Source organism: uncultured Salegentibacter sp. (assembly GCF_963972535.1).
In the GTDB taxonomy this organism is placed as follows: Bacteria; Bacteroidota; Bacteroidia; order Flavobacteriales; family Flavobacteriaceae; genus Salegentibacter.
Genome location: NZ_CAXAVR010000136.1, coordinates 1 through 6,128 on the forward strand (window position 1 = coordinate 1; position 6,128 = coordinate 6,128).

The 6,128-nt window shown below is 35.9% G+C and carries 6 protein-coding genes; 2 read left to right on the forward strand and 4 right to left on the reverse strand.

Going from position 1 to position 6,128, the window contains the following annotated elements:
* Nucleotides 1-348 precede the first annotated feature (348 nt).
* A complete protein-coding gene (locus tag AACZ30_RS12420) occupies nt 349-804 on the reverse strand; it encodes a DUF4440 domain-containing protein (RefSeq protein WP_339649696.1) in 456 nt (151 codons plus the stop codon).
* 160 nt (nt 805-964) lie between these two features.
* Here AACZ30_RS12420 and AACZ30_RS12425 point away from each other — a divergent pair, with 160 nt between their 5' ends.
* Both AACZ30_RS12425 and AACZ30_RS12430 read left to right on the forward strand, forming a co-directional pair.
* Nucleotides 965-1,357 carry a hypothetical protein gene (locus tag AACZ30_RS12425; RefSeq protein WP_208226113.1) on the forward strand — a complete coding sequence of 131 codons (393 nt, stop codon included), beginning with the start codon at nt 965-967 and terminating at the stop codon, nt 1,355-1,357.
* A complete protein-coding gene (locus AACZ30_RS12430) occupies nt 1,354-1,551 on the forward strand; it encodes a helix-turn-helix transcriptional regulator (protein ID WP_075327418.1) in 198 nt (65 codons plus the stop codon). The genes AACZ30_RS12425 and AACZ30_RS12430 overlap by 4 nt, the downstream gene beginning before the upstream one ends.
* Nucleotides 1,552-1,561: 10 nt before the next feature.
* Here the strand turns inward: AACZ30_RS12430 and AACZ30_RS12435 are convergent, their stop codons facing one another.
* From AACZ30_RS12435 to AACZ30_RS12445, 3 genes are all read right to left on the reverse strand, one after another.
* Entirely contained in the window at nt 1,562-1,717 is a 156-nt protein-coding gene (locus AACZ30_RS12435) for a hypothetical protein (RefSeq protein WP_339649697.1), read from the reverse strand.
* Between the two features lie 52 nt (nt 1,718-1,769).
* Nucleotides 1,770-2,180 carry a hypothetical protein gene (locus AACZ30_RS12440; protein ID WP_339649699.1) on the reverse strand — a complete coding sequence of 137 codons (411 nt, stop codon included), beginning with the start codon at nt 2,178-2,180 and terminating at the stop codon, nt 1,770-1,772.
* 138 nt (nt 2,181-2,318) lie between these two features.
* Nucleotides 2,319-6,128: ATP-binding cassette domain-containing protein (locus tag AACZ30_RS12445; RefSeq protein ID WP_339649700.1), on the reverse strand; the 3,810-nt coding region annotated here is incomplete at its 5' end.

Genomic DNA, 6,128 nt, shown 5'->3' on the forward strand with positions numbered 1-6,128 from the left:
TAAGCAGCCAATTATTACCGGTTTTTGAACCTAAGAAAAAGTAAAATATTTTGAAACTATATAAAAAGAGGCTGTCTTAGACAGCCTCTTTTCTTTTAATAAATTTTAATAAAATATCTAATTAACTTCTGTTCTTTTTCTTTGCGGCCTTAGCAGCACGCTTTTCCTTTAAACTCAAAACCGGTTCTTTTTTAGCCGAATTCTTTGAAGGTGATTTTTCTTTTGCCATAATTTCTAAATAGTTTAGCATTAACCGGGTAAAGATAGTGAAAGAAAGCTTTGAAAATTATTTTCATCAAATAATTGAGATTTAAACCGAAGCTATATACTGCCAGCATCAAATTACTATTACTCTTTGCTCGCTATGGTAGAATGAAGAAGCTGAAGCTTCCAACCTTCATTAGTGAGAATGGCAGAGGCACTTTCCAGCCAATTTATTTCCCTTACTACCTCATCTCCAGACATAAATTCGGCTTTATTGTGATAGGCCACCCAGGCCATTTTTCCTTCAATTTTTATTTCAATAAAATTAAAAGAGTTAATCCTTTTCACCTGTGATTTTTGCTCCCTCGCTTTTTTAATATAATTTCTCATCTTTTCCATATCCCAAACTTCCCCCGTTTCCAGGAGTAAGAAATCTGGGGTACAATAAGTCTCAAGCGCTTGAGGCTCCATATTAGAAAATATTTCTTGAAAAGAATTTTCAATAAGTTCTTTTATCTGTTCTTCCTTTTGATTTTCTGAATCCTGCCCCATAGCCGCTGTAGCAAGAAATAATATTAATACTTGAAATACTCTTTTCATTAGGAGAATTATTTAGAATTTAAGATACTAATTTATCCCTTAACATCATTCTTTTTCTGAATTTCAAAGAAATTTATGTAAATAAAACTTTACATTTAAATTAATTGCGTATGTTTGTAAAGTAAACATTACATAAAGTAAACTATTAATTACATTAAAAATGAAAGCAGAACGAAAAAAGAATCTTTACAACCTTGCCATTTGGACCTGGAGCTGGGTGGCTACCCTTGCCCTTGCCTCTTTTGGCCCCAAATACTTTTGGGACGATCATAGTGTATTAACCACACTGGCAGTTTCGGTAAACTTTGTGCACGGAATTTTAATGATTATTGCGAACCGGAGAATGTTCAATAATTTTGATGAGCTGGAGCGTAAAATTCATTTAGAATCTTTGGCTTTAACCTTAGGCTTAGCGGTAGTAGTTGGCTTAACTTATTCTCTACTTGATGCCACCAATTTAATTGCATATAATGCCGAAATAAGCAACCTGGTAATATTTATAGGCCTAACCTATTTGGTTTTGGTCACTGTAAATACCAAACGCTACGCATGAAAAATAAATTAAAAGTACTAAGAGCCGAAAATAGCTATACCCAGGAAGATTTAGCAGATATTATTGGGGTCTCGCGGCAAACAATTAATGCCATAGAGAAAGAGAAATTCGACCCCAGTTTGCCAACGGCATTTAGAATTTCCAGGCTTTTTAAATTGCCAATAGAAGCTATTTTTTCTTTTGAAGAAAATTAAATGTGAGCACTTATTTCTGAAATCTTAAACGGCCGGTTACCAATAAACCAATTCCCAAACCTGTTAATAACCCGCCAGATAGGCCGGCTAAATCTCCTTCAAGCAGGGAAATTAAGCTAATGCCTATTGCTAATAATCCTAAACCGGTAATTCTTACTTTATTCATTTTTATCAAATCTTTTAGAATTTATCAATTATGCTGAATGTTCCGGGTTTAATTATCCTGGGATTAATTTGAGGTAATTATTTTTACCAAAAGTAATTGGATAGATTATATAAATTAACAGACACGTAGAGAAAGCGATCATTAAAACACTATTTATCTCAATAATGTATGATAAAACAAGAAGAATCATTTGAATAAATACCAATATAGGTAGCACCCATTTATTTTGGGTAAATCCAGTAAGTTCTACTTTTGTTACCTCATTCTCTTTTATTTCAAAATGATGAACCTGGCTCCCACACCAATCAATTTTTGCTTTCAATTTGTAATCTCCGGGTTCCAATGTAAATTCTTTTGATTCTCCATTTCCTATGGTATCAATTTTATTATCATTAAGATATAATCCGATTTTTCTGGCCCTGTTGGCCCATTCCGATCTCCTGCTAACAACTAATTTATTCATTAATGTAAGGGAATTTTAAAATTGAATGAATTTGAATTATTAACTAATTAGGATTCATAGAAATCACTAAAAACAGTTTAAAAATAGAAAAAATCCTGAAGTTTAAGGAAAAAAGAAAAGATTTTTCAGTCATAAATTTTATTCTAAAACCACTCCAACTCCAATCTTTTGTAACAAATATGGATTATGATCTATGATTAATAAATCATTGTTTTTACTGAGTTTTTTCAGTATTTCAAACAAAAGATCAATATCGGCATAATGCAATCCGGTGCTGGGTTCGTCAAGAATATAAAGAGCATTGGTAGTCGGACTCTGCAGCCAATTCAAAAGTAATAATCGTTGCTTTTCTCCCGAGGAAAGTGATTGTACAGCCTGATCTAAGTGCAGATGCGCCAAACCGATTTTCTCCATCTGATTTAAAAATGAAATATTTTTCTGTGAAACCTTCATTTCTTCAAACCATTGTTTTAAATCTAGTAGATTAAAGGCGAGTACATCAGCAATATTTTTTGAATCTACAGTATGTTCCAAAATATGCTGCTGGTGACGTTTCCCTTTACAAACTTCGCACTTTTCAATGGTATTGGCAGCTACATCCAGGCTGGTTTCCAGATAGCCTTTTCCTTTGCAGTTGGCACACTGACTGGTTTTTGTTTTATATGAAAAATCCCGGGGTTTTAAGTTTGTTTCGCTTGCAAAAATTTTACTTATTTCCTTTAGTAGATCTAAATAAGATACCAATAAGGTATTCGCGTGGGTTCTAAGTTTTTTAGCCTCAAAATAATGCGCTCCTGAATACTTTTTTGGGAACTTTATGCTTTCACAATTTACCGGTTTTCCGGTTTCAATACTCGGAATCAGGATGTCTTTTACTAAGGTCGTTTTTCCTATTCCAGATTTACCGCTAATAGCTGTAATGCCACCAACTGGCACTTTCAGAGCAGCTTTCACTAAAGTATGTTTGGAGATTTTTCGGAAGGAAATAGTTTTCTCTGATTCTTTTAAAATAATTGGTTGAGAAGATTCTTTTAAAAAAGAATGAGAATCCTTTCGTTTCAAATATTCTTGCGAATTTCCCTGAAAAGTAAGATAACCGCCTAATTTTCCCGCCTGTGGTCCTATTTCAATTAGTTTATCAGCCTTCAGAATAATCTCTTTATTATGCTCAATTACAATAACTGTATTCCCCTTTTCCACGAGTTCTTTGAGAATATTGACCAGGTCGGGAATATTGTTATTAGACAATCCTGCTGAAGGTTCATCCAAAAGATAAGTAATACCCTTAAGCGGGCTATTTAACTGCTTGATAAGCGCTACTCGTTGATTTTCTCCGCCGGAAAGCGTCATTGATTTTCGGTTTAATTGAAGATGATCAATGTGCAACTGCTTTGCGCGCTTAATAGTATTAATTAAATGCGGCTGAATCCTAAATATAAGTTTTTGATCCATTTCATCTAGCCTGGAATTAGTCGAAAGCCAGTTTTCCAAAGCTTTAAAGTTCATTGACCGTATCTCATGAATAGATTTTCCTCCAATTTTAAAGGATAATCTTTCCGGTTTTAATCCACTTCCAGAACAACGGCTACATTCGTTGAGGGAAAAAAGGGCTTTTAGCTTTTCAATATTTTTATTTTTCCGGGTTTTATAATATTCATCTTTTAAGTAATGGAAAAGCCCTTCCCATTTCATACTTACCTCCTGAATGCCTTCCCTGGTTTTGGTTTTGAACTGCCAGTTGGCCTTCCATACAGTTCCGCCTGCTCCATTAATAAGAATATCTTTTTGCTCGTGACTTAGCTCATTAAAAGGGGTTTCCAAATTAAAATTATATTGAGCTCCCACCTCCTTTACAATTGCCATGTACTGGCTGCTTGCGTGACCGTAATAAGCCAGGGATTTATTATGCTCAAAAAGACCGTTGGTAATACTTTTATTTTGGTCCAGGACTATTTTATCTAAATCGGGCAGCAGTTCTTGCCCCATCCCATCACATACAGCACATTTTCCCAATTCGTGATTGTTAGAAAAATGGCTGGCAGATAATTCTTCTCCTTCGTATTGTGCTTTTCTTGAAAAAGCAAAGCGTAAGATCTTATCTATTCCCGTCTGTTTAGCAATATCAGAGCGTTCTGTAAAACTTTTTTCTTTACGGGTAACACAAATAGTTGGAGTAAGCCCTTCAATATAATCTACATCAAACTGAAAATTAACTCCTACCCTGGATTGCTGATAACTCGAAAACTGTTTGGTCATTTCCTGTAATCCATAACCGTGCAGGGTGTCTATCACCAAAGAAGATTTACCCGATCCCGAAATTCCGGTAACTACAGATAATTGATTCTTGGGTAAGTCTACTTCCAGGTCCTTTAAATAATGGGTTTTAGCTCCTTTTACAGCAATAGTATCTCTTCGTTGGTCTGGTGATTCTTTAAATTCCGGCAAGGAAGCTTTATTATTATTTTCTACCAGGATATCACACGAAGATTGAAAAAGCTGATGATTCTCAAAGCAAATAATTCCCGCGGTTTGATTTTTAAGCTGATGCAAAGCTTTTAGGAGCTGGCGCACATTTTGCTGGTGTAATCCAATACTGGGTTCTTCCAACAATAAAAGTGTTTTTTTAGATTGTTTTGCAAAATGTTTGGTGAGCTTAATTCGTTGTGCTTCGCCACCAGACAGGGTATTTGAAGGCTGGCCAAGTGTAATATAACCCAGGCCTAATTGCAACATTAAAGCAAGTATTTTAGTGATTTTATTTTCGCCGGTAAAGAACTCAAAAGCTTCAGCTATACTCAGGTTATAGATTTGGGCAATATTTTTATTCTTCCAATCCACCTGCAAAACTTCCGGCTTAAAGCGCTGGCCGTTGCAGGTAGGACAAACCTGATTAATAGTACCCAACACATTCATAGAAAGTGTGATCACACCTGCCCCTTCACAGGTTTCGCATCTCCCGCGCTTATTATTGAAAGAAAAGGCACCTTTAGCTAATTTTAGAGCTTTGGCTTCCGGTGATTTTGCTAGGAGATCGCGTATTTTATCGGCCAGGCCGGTATAAGTGGCGGGGTTACCTCTGGGGGTTTTACCAATAGGTTGATCTGAAACCGTAAGCAACTTTAAACCTTCTTTTTTTGAATATACCGAAAGTTTTTGAAGAAATTCAGATGATTTTCTGTTCGCAACGATTAATTCTCCAGCGTTGGGAGAAAATGCATCTACTGAGGTTTTTACAGGTTCGACTTCAGCTTTTGAATTTTCTTTTTGTATTTCAGCCAGGGTTGGACTCGATAAATTTTCGGCATTTAAAAACTCTTTAATCGGTCCATTAAAAAGAATTTCTCCCCCGTAAGCCCCGGCTTCGGGTCCTAACTCGATTATCCAATCGGCAGATCTTATAAAATTTAAATCGTGCTCTACCACCATAACCGTGTTACCGCGCTTTATCAACCGATTCAAAATATGGCGTAAATAGTTTTGATATTCCTCCGATAAACCGATGGAAGGTTCATCAAAAACATAGAGAATTCCCTGCAGGCTACTGTTTACCTGTTTTATGAGTTTTATACGCTGTGCATCTCCCGAAGAAATTTCGGTACTGGGAGTACTCAAGCGATATTCCTCCATCCCAAGTCGTATCAGGTCGAACAACTGCGTACAAATCTTATCTACCAAAAGCTGTTCTCCATCTTTTAAACTCCTGTTTTTCAGGCTTTCGTATAAAAAATTTAAAGGTAAATCCATCCATTCCTGGAAATTCAGACCTTTCCATTGGTAATCCAGATGTTCAGCCTTAATACGTGCTCCTTTACAACTGGGGCAGATTCTGGAGCTGGCAAACTTTAAGATATTGGGATTGCGGTCTCGTCGCAGAATATCTTTCATAATGGGAAGCATTCCTTTATAAAATCCTTCTTCCCGGGGTTTTGCTTTTAAACCTTCCCATCT

Bases quoted from the DNA above. Each gene is read 5' to 3' on its own strand.
- AACZ30_RS12435 (WP_339649697.1), bottom strand. From the start codon at position 1,717: ATGAATAAAGTAAGAATTACCGGTTTAGGATTATTAGCAATAGGCATT.
- AACZ30_RS12420 (WP_339649696.1), bottom strand. From the start codon at position 804: ATGAAAAGAGTATTTCAAGTATTAATATTATTTCTTGCTACAGCGGCT.
- AACZ30_RS12425 (WP_208226113.1), top strand. From the start codon at position 965: ATGAAAGCAGAACGAAAAAAGAATCTTTACAACCTTGCCATTTGGACC.
- AACZ30_RS12430 (WP_075327418.1), top strand. From the start codon at position 1,354: ATGAAAAATAAATTAAAAGTACTAAGAGCCGAAAATAGCTATACCCAG.
- AACZ30_RS12440 (WP_339649699.1), bottom strand. From the start codon at position 2,180: ATGAATAAATTAGTTGTTAGCAGGAGATCGGAATGGGCCAACAGGGCC.